Source organism: Rhizobium sp. NZLR11, from assembly GCF_019685115.1.
Lineage (GTDB): Bacteria > Pseudomonadota > Alphaproteobacteria > Rhizobiales > Rhizobiaceae > Rhizobium.
Window position 1 is genome coordinate 54257 of sequence record NZ_JABDWD010000026.1, and the last position, 23057, is coordinate 77313.

The following is a 23057-nucleotide window of genomic DNA, read 5'->3' on the forward strand; positions in this document are numbered from 1 at the left end:
CGCCTTGGCTGCTCGCATCTGCGGTTGGCAACCATCGACGGCGTGTCGCTGTCTGGTCTGCAGTTGTCACTCGAGCCGCAGGAGGGTTCTGGGTCGACGAAGAAGACCTTTCTCCAACAATTGCTCCTGGATTTTGCTTTCGGCTGCGAGCTATTTTATCCGATCCAGCTATATGAACATCTCGCAACGAGCGAGGGCGACGACAAGGGCGCTAAACCATTAGGTGAGAGTTACGAGTATGGAACTGGGAGAGTTCGGACCGGCCGCCACGTCCCTCATTTGAAATCCACGTCTCTCGGGTTTCCATATTCCAGAATGGAAGCGCCTGCTCAGTCGCCAACTCTTGCAAACTACAACAACAGGTCGGCGAGCGGATGGAGGACATCATGGACGACATGGATGCAACGCAAGCAAAGGACGGCTCGGGCACACGGGTTTCAAAACGTGCGAACCAGCACGGCAGGAACATCGAAAGATGGTAAGAAAGTCTTCAGGAACCTGACCGTTACACGGTACGCGCAAGCCCTAGTTCAAATCCTGCTGCCGCTATCATATACACTGACAACGCTCACTTGTCGGCAAAATTCAAGGGTATTTGGCCCGCAAGGTTCGCCCAATTATACTTCCGAAAGGATTTCATTCTCTATGTCATTATGTTCTGCGAAATGCATTCGCATCGCCGCGCTTGCAGCGGCTGCCATCGTGCTGGGCACCCAGTTCGCAATTGCGCAAGAACCGTCTATAGGGGCTCAGTGGCTGAACACGCCGGTATCTCGGGTGGAAGCGCTTGCGGTCCTCCAGACCCTGAATGCCAATCTCCTGAGTAACGCCAGTGCTACGTTGACCCTTGACCGTTGGTGCGCCGCGCATAAGCTCGCACCGGAAGGTTTCAAGATCGTAGCTCAGCGTGTGGGCGGGCAAGGCAAACCGGCCGATGAGGACATCCGTAAACTTCTGACCGTCGGACCCGGTGAGTTGATCGCTTATCGCCGCGTCCGACTGGTCTGCGGAGATCGCGTCTTGTCTGAAGCCGACAACTGGTATGTACCTGCAAAGTTAACTGCAGAAATGAATCAGGCGCTGAATACCAGCGATATCCCTTTTGGCAGAGCCGTTCAGGCTCTCAATTTCACTCGCACAAACCTGTCTGCCAAGTTGCTCTGGTCCCCTCTATCCGAAGGCTGGGACATGGACGGCTCAACAGCGCATGAAACAAGTTCCCCCGGCCTGCCGGCGTTCCTGCTCGAACATCGAGCCGTATTGAAACTTCCAGACGGCACGCCGTTTAGCGCCCTGGTCGAAAGCTACACGGAAAAAGTACTAGACTTTCCAGTTCCGCGCCTGCTTTCTCAATAGCGCTTCGGTATCTCGGTAGATTTGGCGAAATAAATCGACTGCCACTGCATGCGACAAGGGCGCTTGTCTTGCGGAAGCGTGCCGGCCGGCACGATTGCCCTTGTCCATCGTTTAACAGCGGCGACACGCACGATATCCTGTGTGTAACCTAACCCCGAGCCATCGCAGATTGTCGCTTGACAGTCCCCTCGGCAAGCCTCTACCCTTTTTGCATTCACCAGGGGGGTCCCGGCAAGGGGCTGAGATACTGCTGGACAATACGGCTTTGCCGATTGTGGCGCAGTGACCCGTTGAACCTGATCCAGTTCATACTGGCGTAGGGACGGTGCAAGCGCTCGAAGGCAGTGGATTCACGCGCGGAATCCGTGCCGGCGTCTTTTCATCATTCCGGCTGATGACTGGGTCTCCAATCGAAAACTTGGAGCCTCAAACCATGAATATCGCCGCCACCCCAACTGTCACCACCGGCCCCTTGCCGGCATCCAGGAAGATCTACATTCGGGGGGACGTCCATCCCGACATTTGCGTGCCGATGCGCGAAATCAGCCTGCACCCGACATCGGGCGAGCCGCCCGTTGTCGTCTACGACTCCTCCGGCCCCTATACGCTCGAGGGCGCCCAGATCCGTATCGAACAAGGGCTTCCCTCACTGCGACGCGACTGGGTGCTCGGGCGGGGCGATGTCGAACACTATCAGGGGCGCCATATCCGCCCCGAAGACAACGGCTTTGCCAGCGGCGAAAGGCTGACGCCCGAATTTCCCACTAAACGTCAGCCGCTACGAGCCAGGGATGGCAAGGCGGTCACCCAGCTCGCCTATGCGCGATCAGGCATCATCACGCCCGAGATGGAATTCATAGCCATCCGCGAAAACCTTGGTCGCAAGGCGCAGGCGGATGCCATGGTCCGCGACGGCGAAAGCTTCGGCGCCCATATTCCGGACCATGTGACGGCGGAATTCGTCCGGCAGGAATTGGCGGCGGGTCGGGCGATCATCCCCGCCAACATCAATCATCCGGAATCCGAGCCGATGATCATCGGCCGGAATTTCCTGGTGAAGATCAACGCCAATATTGGCAATTCTGCTGTCACCTCGTCCATGACGGAAGAGGTCGAGAAAATGGTCTGGGCGGCCCGCTGGGGCGCCGACACGGTCATGGATCTTTCCACCGGCCGCAATATCCACAATATCCGCGAATGGATCATCCGCAATTCGCCGGTGCCGATCGGTACCGTGCCGCTCTATCAGGCGCTGGAGAAGGTCGAGGGCATTGCCAAAGACCTGTCCTGGGAGGTCTATCGTGACACGCTGATCGAACAGGCCGAACAGGGCGTCGACTATTTCACCATCCATGCCGGCGTGCGGCTTCACTACATCCCGCTCACCGTCAACCGTTTGACGGGCATCGTGTCGCGCGGCGGTTCGATCATGGCGAAGTGGTGTCTCCATCACCATCGCGAAAGCTTCCTCTACGAGCATTTCGAGGAGATCTGCGACATCTGCCGCGCCTATGACGTCTCCTTTTCGCTCGGCGATGGCCTGCGCCCCGGCTCGATCGCCGACGCGAATGATGCGGCGCAGTTCGCCGAACTGGAAACACTGGGAGAGCTGACCAAGATCGCCTGGGCGAAAGACTGCCAAGTGATGATCGAAGGCCCCGGCCATGTGCCGATGCACAAGATTAAGGAGAACATGGACAAGCAGCTCGAAGTCTGCGGCGAGGCGCCTTTCTACACGCTCGGGCCGCTGACGACCGATATCGCGCCGGGCTACGATCACATCACCTCTGGGATAGGCGCAGCCATGATCGGCTGGTTCGGCACGGCGATGCTCTGCTACGTCACGCCCAAGGAGCATCTGGGGCTTCCCGACCGCAACGACGTGAAGGTAGGCGTCATCACCTACAAGATCGCGGCTCACGCCGCAGATCTCGCCAAGGGGCATCCGGCGGCACAGCTGCGCGACGACGCGCTCTCCCGCGCCCGTTTCGAATTCCGCTGGGAAGATCAGTTCAACCTCTCGCTGGACCCAGAAACCGCCCGCAGCTTCCACGACAAGACGCTGCCGAAGGAAGCCCATAAGGTGGCCCATTTCTGCTCCATGTGCGGCCCGAAATTCTGCTCCATGCGCATCTCGCACGATATCCGCGCCGAAGCGCAGAAGGAGGGTCTGGATGCGATGGCAGCGCGTTATCGCGAGGGCGGCGACCTCTATATGCCGGTAGAAACCCTGCAACATTCGGGCGAATGAGATGCGTGTGCTTGTCAAAGGGGCCGGCGTTGCCGGCCTGACGGTGGCGTATGAACTGCGCGCTCGAGATGCCGAGGTTACCGTGCTCGATCCATATGACGGTTTCAGGCGTGCTGCTTCGTGGCTCGCGGGCGGAATGTTGGCGCCCTGGTGCGAGCGGGAGAGTGCTGATGACGCGGTACTCATGCGCGGTCTCACCGCCGCCGACAAATGGGAGGCAATGGTGCCGGGAGAGGTGCGACGCAACGGAACGCTCGTGGTCGCCTCGGCTCGCGATCTTGGTGAACTGCGACGCTTTGCCTGCCGCACGACGGGTTATGAATGGCTGGAAGAGCCGGCGATTGCGGCGCTGGAACCCTCTCTTGGCGGGCGGTTCCGGCACGGGCTGTTCTTTCGCCGCGAAGCCCATCTCGATCCCCGGCGAGTGTTGTGTCTGCTGCGCACCAAGCTGACGGTTCAGGGGGTCACCTTCGTGGGCGAGAGCCCACACGAGAGCTTCGACAGTGTCGTCGATTGCACGGGCGCAGCGCGCATTGGCGAGGCAAAGGAGTTACGCGGCGTCCGCGGCGAGATGCTTTACCTTAGAAGCTTTGACGTGGATCTCTCCCGGCCGGTCCGCCTGCTCCATCCGCGTTTCCCCGTCTACATCGTCCCGCGTGGAGACGGTGTGTTCATGGTCGGCGCGACAATGATCGAGACGGAATTCGACGGGCCTATTGTCGCCCGTTCACTGATGGAACTGCTCAACGCTGCATACACGCTATTTCCGGCCTTTGCCGATGCAACCATAATCGAAACGGGTGTCGGAATTCGCCCAGCCTTTCCGGACAATCTTCCACGTGCAAGCCATCAGGGAACGGTGATCTCGCTCAACGGCCTCTACCGCCACGGCTTTCTGCTCGCGCCATCCATGGCGGCCGAGGCGGCTGAACTTGTCTTCAACCAACATACGACGGGAGGAATGCCCCATGAAATTGATCGTTAACGGCGAGGCCCAGGATGTCGCGGCTGAGACGCTGTCGGAGCTTTTAGTCCTGATGGAATATGAGGGTGACTGGCTGGCGACAGCCGTCAACGGTGAGCTGGTCCATCGCGAAGACCGGTTCGATCGTTCGCTCAACGACAATGACAGGATCGAAATCCTGTCGCCGATGCAGGGAGGCTGACGGATGCTGACGCTTTACGGCGCCGAAATAAACTCCCGTCTGCTGCTCGGCACAGCGCGTTACCCCTCTCCTGCCGTCCTCTCCGAGGCCGTCAGGCAATCGGCGACGGAAATCGTCACCGTCTCGCTTCGTCGTGAGATGTCTGGCGGCCGCAGTGGGGGAGCCTTCTTCGAGATGATCCGCGCGCTCGGCGTTCGTATCCTTCCCAACACTGCAGGTTGCCACAGCGTCGCGGAAGCCGTGCTGACCGCAAAGATGGCCCGCGAGCTGTTCGCCACCGACTGGATCAAGCTCGAGGTCATCGGCAACCATGATACGTTACAGCCGGATGTCTTCGGTCTCGTCGAGGCGGCTCGCATTCTCGTCGGCGAAGGTTTCGAAGTCTTCCCGTACACGACCGACGATCTGGTCGTGGCCGAACGACTGCTGGAGGCCGGCTGCAAGGTGCTCATGCCTTGGTGCGCACCGATCGGCAGTGCCGCCGGGCCACTCAATCCGACAGCACTCAGGGCAATGCGGGCGCATTTTCCTGACGTGTCGCTGATTGTCGATGCTGGCATCGGCCGACCGTCGCACGCAACTGCGGTGATGGAGCTCGGTTTCGATGCGGTTCTGCTCAACACCGCCGTTGCCGGCGCCGGAGATCCCGCGGCGATGGCAGCCGCCTTTGCCGCGGCAATCGCCGCCGGCAATCAAGCCTTTAACGCCGGCCTGATGGAGCCGCGCGACATGGCCGTACCCTCTACGCCGGTGATCGGAAAGGCGGTGTTCACATGAAGCTCGATCCGTTCTACCTGATCGTGGACAGCGGCGAATGGATTGCCCGGTTGGTACCGCTTGGCGTCAAGCTGGTGCAATTGCGCATCAAGAATCGTCCGAGGACTGAACTATGCGCCGAGATTCGTCGCGCAGTAGCAGTCTGCGCTAAACATCAATGTCAGCTGATCGTCAACGACTACTGGCGGCTTGCGATCGAGGAAGGTTGCGGCTTCGTCCATCTCGGCCAGGAGGACCTTGCGACAGCGGACCTCGACGCGATCCGAGCGAGTGGCTTGAAGCTTGGCGTCTCAACGCATGACGAACGCGAGTTGGAAATCGCACTGGCAGCAAGGCCTGATTATATCGCACTCGGCCCGGTCTACACGACGATCCTCAAGCCGATGAAATGGCCGCCGCAAGGGCTGACGCGGCTGAGCGAATGGAAATCGCGCATCGGCGACCTGCCTCTCGTCGCCATCGGCGGGTTGAATGTCGAACGGATCGAAGGCGTCCTTGCTCACGGGGCGGATAGCGTCGCCGTCGTGACCGACGTGATGCGGCATGAAAATCCGGAACTTAGAACAAAGCAATGGATCATCGCCACAGCGCAGGCGCGAACTCCCAATCTTCAGTAAGCCGCCAGGAAACCTGGGTAATGGATCATCTTGAGGCGGAAGGGCTGGTTGAAATGTTAGCAAAGCAGGGGCCGATTGTTGCCAAATTGGATTAGAACGACGCCCGCCAGATCTACGAGATACGGTCGGCGCGAGTAGGGCGGGTCGCGCACAGTCAGGGGGCGTCGGTTCATCATGACCCTCGTCGGATATAACGCAACATCGGAGCACCGATGGTGGAGTTCTAGGTCTCCCACTGTCTGCGGCGCGTCGTACGCTGCGATGATGACAATCATGTCGATCGCTGGTGCCCTGACTGGCGTCATCGACGAGGACACGCGCGCGCCGCTGAGCCAGATGCAAAAGCACAACAACCTCAAAGTATACTACACGGTAACGAAAGAGGTCCTGAACGCACTCGGGGATTGCAGCACAATAGCGGTTGGAGTGCCGTTCCGCTCTATACGCAACGCGTGGCACGCTCCGAGCTTCTGAAACCAGCGGAGGGGCTAGACCATCCCCGTGGTCTTTTCGTTCCGGCCGCGGGTCACTCGTTTTGGCAAGCCGGGTCGCTTGTAAGATCAGTCACCCGAATGGCGGACAGCTTGGTGCCGGCCCTCTTGAACCGACGCCGTGTCTGCCACGGCCAGGACGCTCCTCCAACAATGAGCATACCAGGCGAAGTCGCCCCGCGACGGCGCCAGTTCGCGCACGGCTTGACCGGTTAAAAGGGCAGCGCAAGGCGGCTCGCTCAGAGAAGGTGACAAGGTCTGTTTCGAGGTAGGCCAGGACCGCAAGATCGGGAAGTCCAAGGCCGAGAACGTCAGCGTGCTCTAATTAAGGGCTCCGCGTGACAGCCTGACCAAGAAATTCGGTCAGGCTAGTCGCGTCTGAGATCCGCGGGCTCACGGATCCGCTTTAAATCCGTCGCCTTAAACGGCTTCGATCCAACGATCCGCTTTTTCAAACTAGATATCACTGAAAATTCCGCGCCTTCACTTTCAGCGTATCGACATGAAGATCAGGCACGAACATGTCGCGCGCGGCTACAACCGGCTTAGGCTTGTCCCGCGGATCGGGGCCACCTCCCCGCGCAAACTCATCACCCCTGCCGGCCGGCAGTTTGAACTCTTCATCGCGATCGGCAAGGCCGGTCAGATCACCTGACAGATCGAACAACTGCTGGGCGACAAGATGGACGACCTCCCCTTCCCGCTGGATCCGGCCATTGATCGCCATCATCGAGGATCCGAGAACGACCCGCCGCCGCTTTTCGAACAGCGTCGGCCAGACAACCAGATTGGCAGGCCCGGTCTCGTCCTCGATGGTGATGAACATCACGCCCTTGGCCGATCCCGGCATTTGCCGGACCAGCACAAGGCCAGCGGTATAGACCCACCGCCCGTCTCTCGAATTCATCGCCTCGGCGCAGGTGATGATATTGCGCACCGTCAGATCCTTGCGCAGGAAGGCGATCGGATGCTGCCGCAATGTCAGCCCGGTATGGCTATAGTCCTCAATGACGTTATGCCCGTCCGTCATCTGCCGAAGTGCCACCTCCGGCTCCTGCTGCTCGGCAATCGCAGCCATCTCCCGTTCGGCTGCCGCCGCAAACAACGGCAGGGGTTCATCGCGCAGCGCCTTGATCGCCCAGAGCGAGTCGCGGCGTTCAAGCTTCAGCGACGGCAGAAATGCATCGGCCTGGGCAAGCTGGACAAGCGCCTCCGATGGCACGCCGGATCGTCGCCACATGTCGTCAACCGAGACAAAGGCATTGTCCATGCGTGCCGCGACGATTCGCGCCGCGTCAGCGACCGCCAGTCCTTTCACCTGCCGGAAACCGAGCCGAACGGCGTGGCGGCCAGAATTGCCGATCCGCTCAAGCGTGCAGTCCCACCGGGACCGATTGATGCAGACCGGCCGCACCTCGACGCCGTGACCTCTCGCATCGCCGACGATCTGCGCCGGCGCATAAAATCCCATCGGCTGCGAATTGATGAGCGCCGCGCAGAAGGCTTCCGGATAATGGCATTTGGTGTAGCTCGACGCATAAGCGATCAGCGCGAAGGAGGCAGCATGGCTCTCCGGAAAGCCATAGGAGCCAAAGCCTTCGAGTTGGGAGAAGGTCTTTTCGGCGAATTCGGGCGTGTAGCCGTTCCTCACCATGCCGGACACCAGCTTGTCCTTGAACCGCGAAACGCCGCCGGTGAACTTGAACGTCGCCATCGACTTGCGAAGCTGGTCGGCCTCGCCGCCGGTAAAGCCGGCGCAAACCATCGCCACCCGCATCGCCGATTCTTGAAACAGCGGCACGCCGAGCGTCTTGCCGAGGACCGCCTCAAGCTCGGGCGTCGGATATTCGACGGCCTCCTTGCCTTCGCGTCGGCGCAGATAGGGATGCACCATGTCCCCCTGGATCGGACCGGGCCGGACAATGGCGACTTGTACCACGAGGTCGTAGAAGGTTCGGGGTTTCAGCCGCGGCAGCATCGCCATCTGCGCGCGGCTTTCGATCTGAAACGTGCCGAGCGTATCGGCCTTGCGGATCATCGCATAGGTCGCAGGATCCTCCTGCTCGATGTCAGACAGGTCGAGATCCCGATCCTTGTGCTCGCGGATCAGATCGAAGGCCTTGGCCATGCAGGTCAGCATTCCACCTTCATGAATTTGAGGGCTTCGACGTCGTCCTTGTCCCATTCGATGATCTGACGGTCCTTCATCGTGGCCGGTTCGATCGGCACGAGATCGTCGAGCCGATCATGGGTGAGGACGAACCCGCCCGGATGCTGGCCGAGATGCCGTGGCGCGCCCATCAATTGCTGCGCGAGCTTCAAGGTGAGCACAAGACGCCGGTCGTCTGGATTGAGATTGAGCTCGCGGACATTGCGATCGCAGACCTCCTCCGACCAGGACCACATGCCGGACGACAAGGCCTTGATCACGTCCTCCGGCAGGCCGAGCGCCTTGCCGACATCGCGGATCGCGCCGCGGGCGCGGTAGCGGGTCACGGTGGCGCAGAGTGCTGCCTTTTCTCTGGAATAGGTGCGATAGATCCACTGGATCACCTCTTCCCGCCGCTCGTGCTCGAAATCCACATCGATATCCGGCGGCTCGTCGCGCTCCTGGGATACAAAACGCTCGAACAGAAGATCGTTGGTCGAGGGATCGATGCTGGTGATGCCGAGAATGTAGCAGACGGCACTGTTGGCCGCGGACCCCCTCCCCTGGCAAAGAATGCCTTCAGACCGCGCATAGCGCACGATCGAGAAGACGGTCAGAAAATAGGGCGCGTATTTCATGGTGCGGATGAGACCGAGCTCGTGCCGCACGACCTTCAACACATCAGGCGGTAGTCCTTCAGGATAGCGATCAGGCACGCATTGCCAGACATAATGCTCAAGAGACGCTTGCGCGTCCTTGCCTGGGACAATGGCCTCCTCAGGATATTGATAGGTCAGCTCCTCGAGCGAGAACCGACAGCGGTCGGCGATTTCAATCGTCCGGGCCAGTGCATCCGGGTAACGGGGGAACAGTCGCTGCATCTCTTCCGGTGGCTTTAGGAAGCGGTCGGCGTGGCGTTCCCTTTCAAAACCAACATCGTCGATCGTCGTGCGGGTGCGAATGCAGGTGACAATGTCCTGCAGCTGTCGGCGGCCTGGCTCATGGAAGAGGACATCATTGGTGACGACCGTCCGCACCTTAAACCGCGCAGCGAGATTGGAAATCTCATGCAGCCGCAGCTGGTCGTTCTGCCGGCGCCGCAGGCAGAGCGACACATAGGCCCGATCCCCAAACAGCTCGGCCATCTTGCGCAGCTGGATCGCGCAGGTGTCATCCGGGAGGTCCGGCACAAGAATGCCGATCATGCCGTCGGCGTAGGCAATGACATCGTCCCAGTGGAGGATGCAGTTGTTCTTGCCGCCGCGCGACTTGCCGAGCGTAATGAGGCGGGTCAGCCGTGAATAGGCAGCCCGGTCGGTCGGGTAGACCAGCACCGACATGCCGTCGGCGAGATCGAGCCGGCAACCGACAACGAGGCGTAATCCCGTGGCGCGGGATGCTTCAAGCGCCCGCACAATTCCGGCAAGCGAATTGCGGTCGACAACGCCGAGGGCTTCGATGCCGAGAGCTTTGGCGGTCTCGAACAGTTCCTGCGCCGAGCTTGCACCGCGCAGGAAGGAAAAATGAGTCGTGACCTGCAGCTCGGCATAACTCATGCGAAGATCCCATGCATGAACCAGCGATGGCTTCCGGTTTCAGGATCGATGCCATCACCGGAGCGAAACACCCAGAGACGCTCGCCGGCCTCGTCTTCGATGACGAAGTAGTCCCGCACCGCCTCCATCTCGGCGTCGCGCTGCCACCACTCGCCAAAAATCCGCTCAGGCCCATCGGCCCGCTTGACCTTCCGGCGCCTTCCGCGCCAGGTAATCGAGACCGGCGGGCGGTCCGGCAGCAAGGCGATGGCCTCGATCAGTTCGGGACGGGCCAGCAGCCGGACCGGCCGGCGCCAATGGCTGACCCAGGTGACCTCGACCGGATCGGCAGCAGGACCGATCCGCTGGACGGAGCGCTCCGGCACGTCGGAGGCAACCGGTGCCACCCGATACACACGCTGGCCGCGGTTGCCGTAAATATCGATCAGCGGCGTCACGTCCTTCACTTCCTCCTCGACCAGCGATGACCACCTCTGGCGCTCCTCCAGCGGCTCGACTATGACCGCAACCAGGGTGAGCTTCTCGATCCCGAAACCGGGCTCGATCTTTTCCGTTCGATCGCGAAACAACTTCGTCAGCCAGGCGACATCGCGCACCGGCTTCACCGTGCCGGCGCGGATTGCCTGCCGCGAACCGTCAACCTTTTCGACGATCAGGTCGGCGCGCCGAACACCAAGGCCGCGCCTTTGCAGCTCCTCGATCAGTTGCACGACCAGCCGGCCGACATATTTGTTGATGGTTTCGGCAGCACCGATCGGCTCGGCGAAGGCGCGGCTCACCTCGACGAGCTCAGGGGTACGGATCGGATCGATCTGTTCGCAGACGCGGCCGAACATCTGGTCGAGCCGCCGGCCGATCTCCGGGCCGAAACGAAGCGTCAGCGGCGCGCGCGGCGTGTTGGCCAATTCACCGATGGTCTGGAAGCCAAGCGTGCGCAGATCGCTGACGACTTTCCCGGGAAGGCGCAGCAACGATATCGGCAGCTTTTCGACGGCGCGGACGGTCTCACCTGAAGGCACGATGACCGTTTCGCGGCTGATGGCACGCGCACAGGCGTTGGCCGCACCCCAGGTGTCCGCGATCGCGACACGGGCGGTGAGTTTTTTTGCCAGGAACTGATTGGCGATCTTCGTCACCATGGGAAGCTCGCCGCCCTGCAGGTGATCGGCGCCTTCGGTGTCCATGACGATGCCATCGATCCCATCGACCGCGACGATCGGCGAATAGAGCGTCAGCGCCCAAAGGGTAATACGTTCGAGTGCTGCGGCATCCTTTGCAGAATCCGCCTCGACCAGCATCAGGCCGCGGAACAGCGCCTGTGCTTTCGCAGCCGGCATGCCGACATGCACGCCGGCTTGTCTGGCGGCTGCGTCGGCCGCCGATACCCAGCGTTTCGAGCCGCTCCTGGCGATCACCGCGATCGCCTGTTCAGGCGGAACGGATGGATCGGCGCGACGAATGCGATCCGTCGGCAGATCCGGAAGATAGATCGAGACAACCCTTGTCATCGCACGCCCTCACGAGAAACTCAGCACATTCACCCGCTTTCACGCGTATCAATTCCAACAACCATTGGGCCCTCCCCACACCCGGCACCGGCAATTCCTCCGACGGCATCACGCTCACCCGCCACCTCGTGGTCGACGCCGTCGGCTGCCCGAAATCATTCGCCTCCGTCTGCCGTCGCCAGCGTCTGACGGCGAGCGCCATCGTGCCTGTCCGCTCGGCCGCCAGCTGCAGGCGGCGCGAGCTGACCATCGGCAGGCGAACGAGTTCACCGACCACGGCGCCGAGCCCACCAAAGGAAAGCCCTTCCTCCATGTTTGCCAGAACGTCTTCCTCCTTGTCGGATTCGACAAAGATCACCCGGTCGGGATGGAGGCCGACCTGGGCGAGCGCGGGAAAAAACAGGTCTGGCCGCGTCAGGCACCAGACGATCGGGCCTTTCGTCCGCGCTGCTATCCCTGCGGCACAGAGCGCCGCCGCCGCACCATCCACCGTGCCCGATCCGCCGCCGGCAAATTCGTGCAGGGCGCCATGGGCCAGACCACCTCCCGGCAGGACCGCATCGATCTCCGGCACGCCGAAGGACAGACAGCCAGCCTTTCTGGCGGACACGCCCTCAAGCGAGGCGATGCGCTCGCGCAGATCGGAAATCACCCTTTCACGGGCAGCAGTCATCGTTCACGGCTCCCTTCAAGGTCGTGTTGCGGTCGACATCATGTCGAACAAAATGCGGATGTTCTCTTTCTGTTCCCGCACAATGGCAGAGTCAAGCAACCGGAGGATGGGAATATTATCCTGAACATTAGAAATCAGGAGAATACCCATGGGAATCAGCCAAATAGCGGCCGGCGGATTTTTTTCCGAGCGTTTTCGAGCGCTATTGCCTTTGTGTGAATTGCGGGCACAAGTCGGTATCGCCACAGTGTCTTTAAGATTTTTCTGCTGAACTGGGGCGATGAAGAAGCCTCCGAGATCAAAACCCCTCCTTCGTGACGCCGAGGCCCCGATCCGTTCCCGGCCGCGAGGCAGGAGAAATCCCGCCCAACCACAGCTGCTGTTCGATCCAATGCCCGAGCGCGTCGAGCCCGCGCTGGCGCAACTCAAGTCCCGTCCCCCAAAAGGAAACGAGTGGAGCTGGGAGCTGAAATGGGATGGTTATCGCCTTGCCATTCATATCGAGCCGCAGGGTATCCGGATCCTCACCCGCGGCGGCCATGACTGGACGCATCGGTTTCCGGCAATCGCGGACGCCGCACGAGCGCTCGGGCCGGCAACGATGATCATCGATGGCGAGGCCGTTGTGCTCGATGCAGAGGGGCGGCCGAATTTCGGGCTGCTGCAGCAATCGCTCGGCGCATCCGGCAAACAAGCCGGCAACCGGGCCTCCGAGGCCATCTTCTACGCTTTCGATCTCATCTATTTCGACGGGCACGACCTGCGCGGTGTCGAATACCGGTCCCGCCGACACCTTATCGAGGACACGTTGAACGGCCCTAACAATGACCAGGTCGGCGCCATCAGGCTATCGGAAACACTCGATGCCGAACCGACTGTCCTGCTGGAGCATGTCTGCCGCCTCGGCCTGGAAGGCATCGTCGGCAAACATCTCGACCGGCCCTATCGTTCCGGCCGGACCGGAGATTGGGTGAAAGTCAAATGCGTCCAGAGCGAGGCTTTCTTCATTGTTGGCTACGAGAAGTCGGCAGCGTCCCCTACCGGCTTCGGCTCGTTGGTGCTTGCCGCCTACCGCGATGCCGATCTCGTGCACGTCGGAAGCGTCGGCACGGGCTTCAAAGAAGCTGAGGCGATCAGATTACGGAAAATGCTGGACACGCTGCGATGGAAGCGAAAGCAACCGCCCCTGCCCTATTTCGGAAGTGCCGATATTGTCTGGGTCCAGCCTACGCTGATCGCCGAGATCGAGTTTCGCGCCTGGTCGACTGACGGGAAACTACGTCATCCATCCTACAAAGGCTTGCGAGAACGCCAGGACAATGCCGACGTCTTCCGGCTCGACTAGCGAAATCAGCGCCATGCGTTAGATTGTCCGCCATTCGACCTCAAGCGGAGTAGATGGCCTGCAATGTGCAATCTTTATCGCATGGAAGACAAGGATTGGGTCGCCAAATGGGCCCAGGACGCCGAAAGCCTGATCAATCTGATGCCGGCATACCAGATGAACCCCGATCAGATGGGGCCGATCGTCCGCAATACCGCCGACGGCAAGAAGCAACTGGTCCATGCGCGCTGGGGATTGCCCTCGCCGCGTTTCGCCCTTGAGAAGGCGGCCAAAGCCAAGGCCGAGAAACTCGCGGCCAAGGGCAAGGCTTTCGATCTCGAACAACTGATCCGCATGGAGGCCGACCGCGGCACGACCAACGTGCGCAAGCTCAGTTTTCCGCACTGGAAGCGGTGGTTCGGGGTCGAAAACAGGTGCCTCGTCCCGGTCACCAGCTTCGCCGAGCCGGATCCAGCTAGCCAAGCGGTTGGCGGCAACGTGCCGAATGCCTGGTTCGCAGGTGATGAAAGTAAGCCGCTGATGTTCTTTGCCGGTCTCCATGTGCCGCAATGGCAGAGTGTCCGAAAGGTCAGGGACGGCCTGACCACCGACGACCTCTACGGCTTCTTGACCACGGATCCCAATGGCCTGGTGAAGCCAATCCATGAGAAGGCGATGCCGGTCCTGTTGCTGACGAAGGAAGAGACCGACATCTGGATGCGGGCGCCCTGGGAAGAGGCCAAGGAACTGGCCCGTCCACCACCCAATGACGCGCTGATCATTTCCTCACGCGAACCATACGGATCGACGATCGTAACGAAGGCGGGAGAACTGGTCGCGCAGCCGAGCCTTTTCTGAGCCTGACCGGCCTAAAGCAGCTCGACCCACACCGGGGCATGATCGCTTGCGTGGCTCCAGCCTCTCACCAACTTGTCCATCGTGGCCTCCTTGAGAATTGTCAGCAAGTGCTGGGCTTAAGAGGAGTGATCGATGCGCAGCCCCGCGTCGCGGGCAAACGCGTGTTTGATTTTGCCGCGAAGACTGCTATGTTCTCCCTTTGTTTCGGCTAAGGCCCGCAAAGGGGACACTGAGCCTGTATCTTTATTCCAGAAACCGCCATGAACGATATGACGCCAACGCCGGTCCGGAAAATCGTGCACGTCGACATGGATGCATTTTACGCGTCGGTCGAACAGCGCGACAATCCGGAACTCCGCGGCAAGCCGCTCGCCGTCGGCGGATCGGCGGCACGCGGTGTGGTGGCTGCCGCAAGCTATGAGGCGCGGGCCTTTGGTGTCCATTCGGCCATGCCGTCGGTCACCGCAAAACGGAAATGTCCGGACCTGATTTTCGTGCCGCCCCGCTTCGACGTTTATAAGGCGGTTTCCCAGCAAATTCGCGAAATCTTCGCCGAATACACGCCGCTGATCGAGCCGCTATCGCTCGACGAGGCCTATCTCGATGTGACAGAGAACCTGAAGGGCATGGAAATCGCGACCGAGATTGCCCAGGAGATCCGCGCCAAGATCAAACAAGTCACCGGGTTGAACGCCTCGGCAGGGATTTCCTACAACAAGTTCCTGGCCAAGATGGCCAGCGACTTGAACAAGCCCAATGGCCAGGCCGTCATCACACCGAAGAACGGTCCGGGCTTTGTCGAAGCCTTACCCGTCAAAAAATTCCACGGTGTTGGACCGGCGACAGCCGAGCGCATGCACAAATACGGGATCGAGACCGGGCTCGATCTGAAATCGAAGTCGCTCACCTTCCTGCAGGAGCACTTCGGCAAGTCAGGTCCGTATTTCTATGGCATCGCCCGTGGCATTGACGAGCGCCAGGTCAGACCCGACCGCATCCGCAAATCGGTAGGCGCGGAAGACACATTCGTCGAGGACATCGATAATCTCGAAGGCGCGATCGCAGAGTTGAAGCCCCTTGCCGAGAAGGTCTGGCGTTACTGCGAGGCGCAAGGGATCAGCGGCAAGACAGTAACCGTAAAGATCAAATACTCGGACTTCACCCAGGCGACCCGCAGTCGGACCGGCACAGTGCCGTTCACTAACATGGCGGATGTCTTCGACGCTGCATCTGGACTTCTGGCAACCGTCTATCCCTTCAAGCTGTCCGTGCGCCTGTTGGGGGTGACACTCTCGTCGCTGACCATCGATCACTCCAACGACATGACCGAGGAACAGCCGCAACTCGATCTCAAGCTGTAGCAAGGTGCGAGGCCGCGTCCGATTTAGCGCAAACAGTGGATCGATCGAGACAAGGACGCAGCTCGATCTCGCGGGTACGATCGGCACAACACATCGTCCGATCGATCCCCCCAGATTACCCGAAACACCTATCGTGCGATCTTAGGTAAGTTCGAAAATCGACGCGCGTGGACTCGAGGAACACTTGCGTAGATAAGCAAATTGTAATTCACTCCCTACGATCAACTTTGAGGCGAGGGAGACGTCCATGGTCAGGTATCTGGCAGCATGCATTTTTGTTCTGTTCGGATTCGCCGAGACACAGGCGAGCCAGATTAACATCGCCACCTGGAACCTCGGCTGGCACATGGACCTCGAGACGGCGCAGCAATGGATCGGCGAATGTTCGAAGAACTATGTCGAAGATCCCGCGACCGGCAAATTCAAGCCGTCCCAGGAGGCGGGCTTCAAGCCAGGATGGGACATCGACGTCTTCAAGATCGAGGGTTGGGACGTGAGCCGCTATCCGGTCTGCAGCGTCTACTTCGCCGGGGGCGCCGTTCGTGTCAGTCTCGAAGCCTACCGGAAGCGGCAGGAGCAGATCGCGAGCTTCATATCGCGGGCCATACCCGCCGACATCATTGCTTTCCAGGAGGTCAGCGGCGAACAGTCTGTCAGGGAAGTGCTCCCGAACGGTGGCCTCGACTACGATTTCTGTCCCGTCACGGGCTACAAGGTGCAGCGCCTGGTCATTGTCTGGAAGAAGACGTTGGGCGAAAAGGTGTCCTGTGCGATTGAGGATGCGCTCAGCCTGCCCGCCAATCCCGACGACAAGCGGCCGCGCCCCGGTCTTGCGCTCACGCTTAAGATTGACGGCAAACTGCTTCGCATCATGGACGTCCACCTCAAGTCCAGCTGCGTATCGCCTTTCGACGGCGGAAACCTGGAGGGAACTGCCAGGGACTGCACGATCCTGCAGCAGCAGGTCGATCCGCTCGAAAGCTGGATCGAGCGCGCGGCGGCCGACGGAGCCAAGATCGTTCTCCTCGGTGATTTCAACCGTAACTTCTGGCATGAGTTGCGCGACCAGAGACCGGCCAGGACCGACGCCAGCGGGACCTCGACGCCGCGACCAGCGGGCGTGTTGTCCCGGTCTCTCATAGAAGAAATCGCCGACGGTCAACCGGCGGCTGCCAACCTCAAGATTCTCGATGAGCACTGCCAGATCAGCGATGCCGGGCAGGCACTCTGCACCCAGGCAGAGATCCGCGACCTGACCACGCCCGAAACGCAACTGCTCTCGTCGGACACCTATCTCGGATGCCGCAATCCGGTGGGGCTCGATCACATCCTCGTCGGACCCGGCATCGACAGCAATGGCCCGGCCGAGCATCTGAGCATAGGGAGCTACGGCGGCAACAGAGCAGGCACTCCGAACGGGAAAGACCAGGTCCTGGCAATTTCGGACCACTGCCCGATAATCGCGCAGCTGAACTTTTGATCCCGCTTTTTGAACTTGGCCGCCAGATACGAACCACCAGCATAACGTCTACCTATGGTATCGGCGGGCTTCCAGTAAAACGGATGCAAAGTGAGATCCGGTTAATGACGATACAACGGGCATCTGATCTCGACGAACACGCATTGCCAATAAAGCTTCTTGCCGATCGTGCAGCCGGGGTTTCTTACTCGGTCACACAATGGTGCCGGGTATTCGCCTTCCTCATCACCCTGGCAGCCTTGTCGCCGATCGCTGCCGTTGCACAAACGGGCAATTGCCGCGTGACCCATATTGACTATCACGAACGCCCGGCGCTGGACGCCGTAGAGGACTTGATCGGTGCTACTTACGTCCTCTCATCCTTCCGATACGTACCTATTTCGAATGCTGAACGGCAGCCTGGTCAATTAGAAGCCGCCCGCATAATGCCGGACATTGTCGCGCAAAATCCTGACGTCGTCGTCGTGCACGGCTCAACTTTTACTGGCTCGGCCAATCTCCGGCTGGAGCTAGGCGAATTGATTCGCGGCGTCTACCGAGCAAAGGGCGATATCCGCGGCTTTTTGGTTTACAGTTCAGCGCCGCTCGATGCCTCAAAGCTCTCAATTGACGGGGCGCTGCGTAGCAAGCTCAAGTTCATGTATGCGCCGATCTTGAACCGCTTTCGCCCGCCCGATCCGAGTGCGGAAGCTCTAGAGCGGAAGGTGCGACGTTTGTGTAAGAGTGCGCGATGAGCTCAACAGCTTTGAGCATTCTTGCCGGACTTGCAGCTGCGGGGCTGCTTCTCCTTGTCGTCGTTAAACAGCGTTGGGTCGTGCGGCGCCTTCCCTTGCTGTTCCTTTGCGCTATCGTCATTTTGTTATGCTTGGTCCAGCCGGCGCAACTGACTGACACTTTCGTCGCAATGAGCGACCAAAAGCAATATGCTGGGCTGGCCGTTGGCTTTTTCATCCTGGCGCTGATGCCGTTCGTCATCTGCTTGGTTCGGCTTGATGACGCGCGCCTCTCAATCTTCGATACGATCGTTTGCCTGCTGCCGGCGTTGACACTCGCAGGTCTCGGTGCGCTGTCGGCTCCATACAGCGCGTATCTATCGGTTCCCGCTATTCTCGTAGGCTGGGCGGTGGCCCGATGGTCGCCGCTCTCATCGCCACGTGTAGTGTCACGAAAAAACACTGTCTTGGCCACTCTTGGATTTCTTTACGGTGTGATTTCACTCTTTCTCGCGTTCAGTCCGGTGTGGCTACCTACCACGCTCGGTCCCATCACGATATTTTCGCTGGGACTATTACTCCCTACCCTGATTATCGCGGCGATTATGCAGTATCCGAAATCCGCTTTATGTTTCCTGTTGGTATGGCTGGCCGTTGCTGCCTTCAACAAGCAGTTCGCGACAATCCCGGTGGGTAAGACACAGCCGGGTCGGACTGCAAAGGAAGCGCTAGAAATCTGGCTAGCAACGCGCCATGACGCCGTCGATCGATATGAAGAGGCGAACCGACCGCTGCCCCTGATCATCATGTCGGCAGAGGGCGGCGGAATATATGCGGCCGCACATAGCTTTCTAGGCTACCGGGCGCTCACGCACTATTGCCCCCAATTGAAAACGCAGGTCTTCGCAACCGTCGGCGTATCGGGCGGCGCGCTCGGTTTCGTCATGGAACGCGCATTGAACCATCCTCAAGCGGATACGCAGTGTCGCGACGACCTTGCGCCAAAAGACATTCCCGATGCGATTACCGCTGATCTTCTCTCCCCGGTTCTCGCCAATCTGCTCCTCCGTCAGCCAATCGCTTGGCTAATGCCGTTCTGGAACACACTCCCGGACGGCGGGGGCACTCTTGCGGAGACGCTGTCGCTCGCTTTGGGATCGACCAGCAACACGCTATCGAACATGCCCGAGGATGCAGCTTTGCTGTTCGTGACGACGGACGCCCGCTCAGGATCGCGCGTCATCTTTTCCCCGATCCGTTTCGAGGTCTCCGGCGAACTTAAGACGTTCTCATTGGCGGAGAGTTCCCCCGGTGAGGCAATCGGTGAGACGATAATCAATGCGGCTGTAGCCAGCGCGCGTTTTCCGTTCCTGACGCAATCGGCCGTGTTCAACGATGGCAAGGCACAGCACGTTCTTGTTGATGGCGGCTATGCGGATAACACCGGAGCATTGACTGCATCGAACTTGATCTCCGCCATCAGAAAGATTCGGATTGTGTCCCTGAACAGGGGCGACTGCAGCAGCCTCAGCGTCGTGTTCACCGAGAGCTTCCTGAGCGACGCCGATTGGAAGAACTGCAAGCTGCCGCTGTTCCTGGCTCATATCGCCTTTGCCGCCGACCCTACGCTAGACACGAAGCCACACGCAGATCCGACGTTCGTCGATCCACTCCTGGCGCTGCTCAGCGCCCGTGTCAGCGAGGCGCGCCGAGCTTTGAACCGCCTTCAGGAAGGACAGCGCAATCCTGCGCTGGACATCACCTCACACGTCGACAATGGTTTCTACGAACATCGAATAGCCCACTCGGAACTTGCTTTGCCACTTGGATGGCGTCTCTCGCCTAGCCGAGCAATCGCGCTCTTGAACGACATTGCACCAATCGATCTTTGCGAAGTCGAAACCAAAGACGGTGCGCGGTGGGGCGCCGCTGAACAAAGCTTATCCGTTACGCTCGAACAAGCTAAGACCGCTTTTCCGCAGAGGGAACGAAAAGTGCGCCAAGAAGCAATTCGCCGTCGTACGGGTTGCAGCATGCGCGTTCTGATGCGACTATTCGATTTCAAAGGTCGTGTGTCGATCAACGGGTTCAACTGAGCGGCGGAAAGCTGCCCAGCACCGCAGCGCGATTAAATGTCCGCATCTTGGGTTGCTTGAGAAGGGCACTCTGCCATCGTTTGATATCGAGCGCTCCGAGCCTTGCCTGACTAGACAATCATCCTCGCCTTGCTGGTCAGTGATTTCGTTTGGACTCAATGCGATGAGTCATGCCTGACTTTAGTGATGTCCAGCAATCGATCCCGTCACACTGCAACGTTACTCGAGACATTGAAGCCCGAAGCTCGCGCGCTGAAGGGCGGCTCGAGAGGAGCTCGTCGACGAAAGCGTGGATCGACGCCGCGCTCGCCGTCGGTGGTAAAAACGCAAGAAGGAAAGTGAAGCTCCTCAAATGGACCGCCCGCAGCCACTTCATGCCGCTCGGCGTCGGGCAGCCAAAGAACCCGACACGGTTTACGGCCGGCCTCACGGCCGCCGGCATTCCGTCTTGCAGCTCGTCCGCGGGTATTTCGCTGGGATATGTCATCTCCAGGAAGAGCTTTACATTCCGTCCTGCGGGCAGGCTCTGCCCCATTATATACGGAAGCAACGGCTGAAACAGGGGCACGTCGGTGCCGCTCATACGTGCTGAGTTGTACGACATCTTAAGCAACCAACGTTTAAGCCGGTGATAGTCGTAATCCAGTGAAACCTTCTCTCCACGCTCGCGAATTACACAAAAATCACGATCGAAGGCCTCGCAGATATAATTATCAAGCTTCGATAATTCGCCGTTGTTACAGACTGCACAAACATCCCGAATAGTAGGTTCGTTTGAGAGAGCCTTATCCAAACGGGCAACCCAGAATTTTTGCTCGCCCCCGTCGAGCAAAGCTACGACGCGTCGATGGAGGCTCGCGGGCCAGAGGTGTTCCTTGGTTCGCTTCCGATCCGTTGGTCCACAGAATGCACAGACCCAGCTAGTCACCAGTCCTCCCATGCGAGTTGAAGCCGCGATATACCCATCGCGTAGACTTTTCCTAAGATCGCGTCTATTCGCGTCGAGAGTCGAGAGTCGAGAAATCAAGCAGAACTATCGGCCCACAAAAGGATCATGGGCAATTTCATTTTTCAAAATGCACCAAAGTGCTCGTAACATCCGACCCACTGGCGCACAATTGTCTGACGATCTCCATCATCTCTGCGACTCGAGTCTTCTACGTGCGAAGCCGGAAGTCAGGTTATTCTTGTAACCGGGTGCCGGCACGGTCGGAGTGCGATTGATAGTCGAACTGCCCGTTCCTACTTGGAATGCCGACTTAAATGGATTGGCAACAACGATACGTTGCTCAAATATGTAAAGGCGATGGCGCGATGGCGCAATTCAGAGACAGTTGGGGTAATTTGGCGGGCCTTCCGAGTCGTTGGTCCTCCACGATTGGTTTGCAAGGCAACAGCCGCCGCGCCTACGAGGGTTTCCTGAAGCTGCGACTAGGACACAGCGAAGGCCGCAGCTACCTTGTTCCGGACGTATTGATAGCGGTCGGCGGTTATCGCTTTTTCTTACCCACATTTTTTGGCCCTCCCCTGCTCTCCTTCAACATCGAGCCTGGGCGGCATTTCGCCGATTTCAATTTGGACGTAGGTCATCCTCGAACGACAAAGCGAGAGCGCCTCGTGGTGCGTATTCGGTCCGAAGACCGAGTCCGCGTTTATGATGATGGTGCGCAAATATATCGCTGCACGTTTGAAGGCCCGCGAGCACTGGCATCGTTTGCAAGCGGCTTGTGCAGTCCGGATGGAGGCGGAGATTTCCTGCTGCAACTCTATCACCATACGACCCCAGCCAACGCGAGAAATATCAAGTCGAGTGGCGAGCTCTGGTCATCCGCATGGAATCTCGCCGGCACCAGAAAGCTGACGAATATTGCCTATGGCTATTTCACGACCCTCTCTGAAATACAGAGCGAAGAGGATCTCCGCACAATTGCGATGGCAAGCCAAGGTACGATTCAATTTCAGACAACATCAGGCCGCCTCCGCGAAGAGGTGCTTTCTCTCAAGGTTTATCGCGACACGACCAGAGACCGAACCGCCGCGCTTGCGTTCTCTGTGTCCTCTGAGCTCATCGCACCCGCCCACCTTTACGTGCATCCGCCCGTCGGCCGTGAGCCCGCCTATTTCGAAGTCGTATGCCCGGACATCTTGAGAGTTGGCGTCCTTCCGAAAGCGAAACTGCGGTTATCTTCCTCGCAGATTGGCGTGGAACAGCTCGAAATAAAGGCATTTGATTATGTGATCATCGGGGATGCTGGCACCCTTGATGGCTTGGCTGCTCCCTTTGACGAGGAAGAGACCAAGCAGATAACGCATCTCGAAAAGATTACGCTGGAGACTGACCTTTTCGATTTTTGGTTGGCAAACCAAAACACCGATCTGGTTTCGGGACGTAATACGGATTTCAGGCAACTTGAAAAAACCTGAACCGAGACTCTACTCTTGGCAGTCAGTATGGCGGAATTCACGATTGCCTGGGCGCTGGCGCACGGACCAAATTTCAACAGTTCCCGCCTATGTAGCGGCGATCGAAAACAGCTTGTCGTAGGTTCCTTACCGTAACGGGTGTTCCGTCCCCACATTGCCCTCTGCCGCCTGATCTGTGATCGAGGTTTCCATGGATGAAGAACGGGAGTTTCTCCATGGAGACTACATTGGAGTTTCTCACAACCAGGAAGCCTGAA

General features: G+C 59.2%; 15 protein-coding genes, 2 pseudogenes and 1 riboswitch. Of the genes and pseudogenes, 14 read left to right on the plus strand and 3 right to left on the minus strand.

From position 1 onward, the window contains the following. The first annotated feature begins 645 nt into the window (after positions 1-645). From HJB83_RS30010 to HJB83_RS30040, 7 genes and pseudogenes are all read left to right on the plus strand, one after another. Entirely contained in the window at positions 646-1356 is a 711-nt protein-coding gene (locus tag HJB83_RS30010) for a hypothetical protein (protein WP_221140630.1), read from the plus strand. Between the two features lie 209 nt (positions 1357-1565). After that, positions 1566-1697, plus strand: a riboswitch (TPP riboswitch). Positions 1698-1789: 92 nt separating this feature from the next. Further along, positions 1790-3607 carry a phosphomethylpyrimidine synthase ThiC gene (thiC, locus tag HJB83_RS30015; protein WP_221159703.1) on the plus strand — a complete coding sequence of 606 codons (1818 nt, stop codon included), beginning with the start codon at positions 1790-1792 and terminating at the stop codon, positions 3605-3607. A gap of 1 nt (position 3608) precedes the next feature. Then, on the plus strand, positions 3609-4592 hold the full coding sequence (gene thiO, locus HJB83_RS30020; protein ID WP_018068075.1) for a glycine oxidase ThiO: 984 nt from the start codon (positions 3609-3611) through the stop codon (positions 4590-4592). After that, entirely contained in the window at positions 4576-4773 is a 198-nt protein-coding gene (thiS, locus tag HJB83_RS30025) for a sulfur carrier protein ThiS (RefSeq protein ID WP_018068076.1), read from the plus strand. Before thiO ends, thiS begins: the two co-directional genes overlap by 17 nt. A gap of 3 nt (positions 4774-4776) precedes the next feature. Beyond that, positions 4777-5550 (plus strand): thiazole synthase, encoded by a 774-nt coding sequence (locus tag HJB83_RS30030; protein WP_020048043.1) that lies wholly within the window; start codon positions 4777-4779, stop codon positions 5548-5550. Then, positions 5547-6167, plus strand: coding sequence for a thiamine phosphate synthase (locus HJB83_RS30035; protein ID WP_020048042.1), 621 nt, complete (start codon positions 5547-5549; stop codon positions 6165-6167). Before HJB83_RS30030 ends, HJB83_RS30035 begins: the two co-directional genes overlap by 4 nt. Positions 6168-6884: 717 nt before the next feature. Further along, positions 6885-6983: pseudogene (locus HJB83_RS30040) on the plus strand (cold-shock protein); the annotation flags it as partial. Positions 6984-7121: 138 nt separating this feature from the next. On the opposite strand, the pseudogene HJB83_RS30045 reads toward HJB83_RS30040, so the two are convergent. The 3 genes and pseudogenes from HJB83_RS30045 to HJB83_RS30055 form a co-directional block, all read right to left on the minus strand. Beyond that, positions 7122-10363 (minus strand): annotated as a pseudogene (locus HJB83_RS30045) (error-prone DNA polymerase). Further along, the gene (locus HJB83_RS30050) at positions 10360-11871 is read right to left on the minus strand and encodes a DNA polymerase Y family protein (protein WP_221159704.1); all 1512 of its coding nucleotides are present in this window, start codon (positions 11869-11871) and stop codon (positions 10360-10362) included. Before HJB83_RS30050 ends, HJB83_RS30045 begins: the two are co-directional and overlap by 4 nt. After that, positions 11792-12544: an ImuA family protein gene (locus HJB83_RS30055; RefSeq protein ID WP_221159705.1), complete on the minus strand. Its 753-nt coding sequence runs from the start codon at positions 12542-12544 to the stop codon at positions 11792-11794. Before HJB83_RS30055 ends, HJB83_RS30050 begins: the two co-directional genes overlap by 80 nt. A gap of 280 nt (positions 12545-12824) precedes the next feature. On the opposite strand from HJB83_RS30055, the gene ligD reads away from it, so the two are divergent. From ligD to HJB83_RS30090, 7 genes are all read left to right on the plus strand, one after another. Continuing rightward, on the plus strand, positions 12825-13889 hold the full coding sequence (gene ligD, locus HJB83_RS30060) for a non-homologous end-joining DNA ligase (protein WP_221159706.1): 1065 nt from the start codon (positions 12825-12827) through the stop codon (positions 13887-13889). Positions 13890-13952: 63 nt separating this feature from the next. Further along, a complete protein-coding gene (locus tag HJB83_RS30065) occupies positions 13953-14726 on the plus strand; it encodes an SOS response-associated peptidase family protein (protein WP_221159707.1) in 774 nt (257 codons plus the stop codon). 260 nt (positions 14727-14986) lie between these two features. Next, positions 14987-16087: a DNA polymerase IV gene (gene dinB / locus HJB83_RS30070; protein WP_221159708.1), complete on the plus strand. Its 1101-nt coding sequence runs from the start codon at positions 14987-14989 to the stop codon at positions 16085-16087. Between the two features lie 247 nt (positions 16088-16334). Next, a complete protein-coding gene (locus HJB83_RS30075; protein WP_221159709.1) occupies positions 16335-17567 on the plus strand; it encodes an endonuclease/exonuclease/phosphatase family protein in 1233 nt (410 codons plus the stop codon). A 104-nt stretch (positions 17568-17671) separates the two neighbouring features. Beyond that, positions 17672-18301, plus strand: coding sequence for a hypothetical protein (locus HJB83_RS30080; RefSeq protein WP_221159710.1), 630 nt, complete (start codon positions 17672-17674; stop codon positions 18299-18301). Further along, the gene (locus HJB83_RS30085) at positions 18298-20376 is read left to right on the plus strand and encodes a patatin-like phospholipase family protein (RefSeq protein WP_221159711.1); all 2079 of its coding nucleotides are present in this window, start codon (positions 18298-18300) and stop codon (positions 20374-20376) included. Before HJB83_RS30080 ends, HJB83_RS30085 begins: the two co-directional genes overlap by 4 nt. A 1314-nt stretch (positions 20377-21690) precedes the next feature. Next, the gene (locus tag HJB83_RS30090) at positions 21691-22800 is read left to right on the plus strand and encodes a hypothetical protein (protein ID WP_221159712.1); all 1110 of its coding nucleotides are present in this window, start codon (positions 21691-21693) and stop codon (positions 22798-22800) included. The last annotated feature ends 257 nt before the right edge of the window (positions 22801-23057 follow it).

What these genes read in the sequence shown, in the direction of transcription:
- HJB83_RS30050 (WP_221159704.1), bottom strand. Translation starts at nt 11,871, where the DNA reads ATGACAAGGGTTGTCTCGATCTATCTTCCGGATCTGCCGACGGATCGC.
- ligD (WP_221159706.1), top strand. Translation starts at nt 12,825, where the DNA reads ATGAAGAAGCCTCCGAGATCAAAACCCCTCCTTCGTGACGCCGAGGCC.
- dinB (WP_221159708.1), top strand. Translation starts at nt 14,987, where the DNA reads ATGAACGATATGACGCCAACGCCGGTCCGGAAAATCGTGCACGTCGAC.
- HJB83_RS30075 (WP_221159709.1), top strand. Translation starts at nt 16,335, where the DNA reads ATGGTCAGGTATCTGGCAGCATGCATTTTTGTTCTGTTCGGATTCGCC.
- HJB83_RS30010 (WP_221140630.1), top strand. Translation starts at nt 646, where the DNA reads ATGTCATTATGTTCTGCGAAATGCATTCGCATCGCCGCGCTTGCAGCG.
- HJB83_RS30085 (WP_221159711.1), top strand. Translation starts at nt 18,298, where the DNA reads ATGAGCTCAACAGCTTTGAGCATTCTTGCCGGACTTGCAGCTGCGGGG.
- HJB83_RS30065 (WP_221159707.1), top strand. Translation starts at nt 13,953, where the DNA reads ATGTGCAATCTTTATCGCATGGAAGACAAGGATTGGGTCGCCAAATGG.
- thiS (WP_018068076.1), top strand. Translation starts at nt 4,576, where the DNA reads ATGAAATTGATCGTTAACGGCGAGGCCCAGGATGTCGCGGCTGAGACG.
- HJB83_RS30055 (WP_221159705.1), bottom strand. Translation starts at nt 12,544, where the DNA reads ATGACTGCTGCCCGTGAAAGGGTGATTTCCGATCTGCGCGAGCGCATC.
- thiO (WP_018068075.1), top strand. Translation starts at nt 3,609, where the DNA reads ATGCGTGTGCTTGTCAAAGGGGCCGGCGTTGCCGGCCTGACGGTGGCG.
- HJB83_RS30035 (WP_020048042.1), top strand. Translation starts at nt 5,547, where the DNA reads ATGAAGCTCGATCCGTTCTACCTGATCGTGGACAGCGGCGAATGGATT.
- thiC (WP_221159703.1), top strand. Translation starts at nt 1,790, where the DNA reads ATGAATATCGCCGCCACCCCAACTGTCACCACCGGCCCCTTGCCGGCA.
- HJB83_RS30090 (WP_221159712.1), top strand. Translation starts at nt 21,691, where the DNA reads ATGGCGCAATTCAGAGACAGTTGGGGTAATTTGGCGGGCCTTCCGAGT.
- HJB83_RS30080 (WP_221159710.1), top strand. Translation starts at nt 17,672, where the DNA reads ATGACGATACAACGGGCATCTGATCTCGACGAACACGCATTGCCAATA.
- HJB83_RS30030 (WP_020048043.1), top strand. Translation starts at nt 4,777, where the DNA reads ATGCTGACGCTTTACGGCGCCGAAATAAACTCCCGTCTGCTGCTCGGC.